At 76.0% G+C, this 1,481-nt stretch carries 1 protein-coding gene; it reads left to right on the forward strand.

All coding sequences use genetic code 11. The features are described from left to right. The first annotated feature begins 532 nt into the window (after nucleotides 1–532). On the forward strand, nucleotides 533–1,252 hold the full coding sequence (locus ACFWXO_RS44400) for an SDR family NAD(P)-dependent oxidoreductase (RefSeq protein WP_375896972.1): 720 nt from the start codon (nucleotides 533–535) through the stop codon (nucleotides 1,250–1,252). Nucleotides 1,253–1,481 lie beyond the last annotated feature (229 nt).

Consider the following 1,481-nt stretch of genomic DNA (forward strand, 5'->3'; position numbering starts at 1 on the left):
CACCTCTGGGGGGGGCGCGCGGGGTCGCGGGCGGGGCCCGTCGCCGCCCCCGCCGGGGCCCCGGGTCGGCCGGGGGCGGGGCCCGGAACCGTACGGCGCACGACTCCGGGGCCGGCCGCGACCGGGGACGGCCGCTCAAAGCGTCCCTGGCCCGCCACAACCCCGGCGCCGTGCGCGAAGGCCGTCGAGGATTCGACGACCGTTCCCGGGGCCCGCCGGAGCCCCGTCGGCGACAGCCCGCCGGAAGTGCGGGGACACATTGCCGTTGATCGTGCCCCGCCCAGCGGAAAAACTGCCGCACTACCAACCTAAGACGTATCAGGGTGCGAGAAGTTACGCCCGGGGGGTGTGAGCTGCCTCTCGCCACGCTCCGTAGGCGCCTCGTACCGCGCCCATATCACACCTTCCCTCGCGCACGACGTCACCCTCCCCGCAGTCACGGCAACCGAGCGTGATAGGAATCGTGGCATTCCGGTACGGACCGTCGCGCCCCCTCGTCGCGCGACGGCGGAACTGGGGAGGGAGTGCGCAGATGGCCAGGAACGTCGTCGTCACCGGCGGTGGCACGGGAATCGGGTACGAAGTCGCGCGGCGGTTCGCCGAGGCGGGTGAGCACGTGGTGATCGTCGGTCGGCGCCGGGCCGTCCTGGAGAAGGCCGCGATCGACCTCGGGCCGAACGTCACCCCGCTGGTGTGCGACCTCGCCGACCCGGACGCCGTGGAGGCCGCGCTGGCGGAACTGCCCGAGCGGATCGACGTGCTGGTGAACAACGCCGGCAGCCGGGAGACCGTGGTCGGCGGCGGGCCGCACGCCCTGCTGGCCCGCTGGCGCGGCGACTTCGAGCGCAACGTGCTGACCGTGGTGCTGCTCACCGAGTCGATCCGGGACCGGCTCACCCCGGGCTCCGGCCGGGTCGTCACCATCAGCTCCATCGCCGCCCTGCGCGGGGCCGGCTCCTACGGTGCGGCGAAGGCCTCCCTGCACGCCTGGAACCACTTCCTGGCCGCGCAGTTGGGCACCTCGGGGATCACCGCCAACATCGTCGCGCCGGGCACGGTGGCCGGCACCGAGTTCTTCGGGCCGCGGCTGGACGAGCCCGAGGTGGCCCGCCGGGCGGCGCGCACGCTGCTCGGCCGGATCGGCGAGACCGGGGAGGTCGCGGCGGCGGTCACCTTCCTCGCCTCGCCCGAGGCCGGGTTCATCACCGGCGAGATCCTGCACTGCAACGGCGGGGAACTGCTGGGGCGTTGAGGCGTCGAGGCGCTGCGGCGTCGGTGCGTGACGAGGGGCCCGGACCGGGGCCGGGGCCGGCCCCCCCGGCCCGCCCGGCCGGGCCCGGCCGCCCCGCACCCGCGCCCCCCCCGCCCGCGGGGTGTCGCGCGGCCCCGGCGCCACCCGCGGCTGGGGGCTGACACCCGCCGAGCGGCTCGGCGCCCTGAACCACCGGGTCTACCTGTGCGGGCGGCGCGAGGACGCGCTC

The organism is Kitasatospora sp. NPDC059088, from assembly GCF_042738155.1.
GTDB lineage: Bacteria > Actinomycetota > Actinomycetes > Streptomycetales > Streptomycetaceae > Kitasatospora.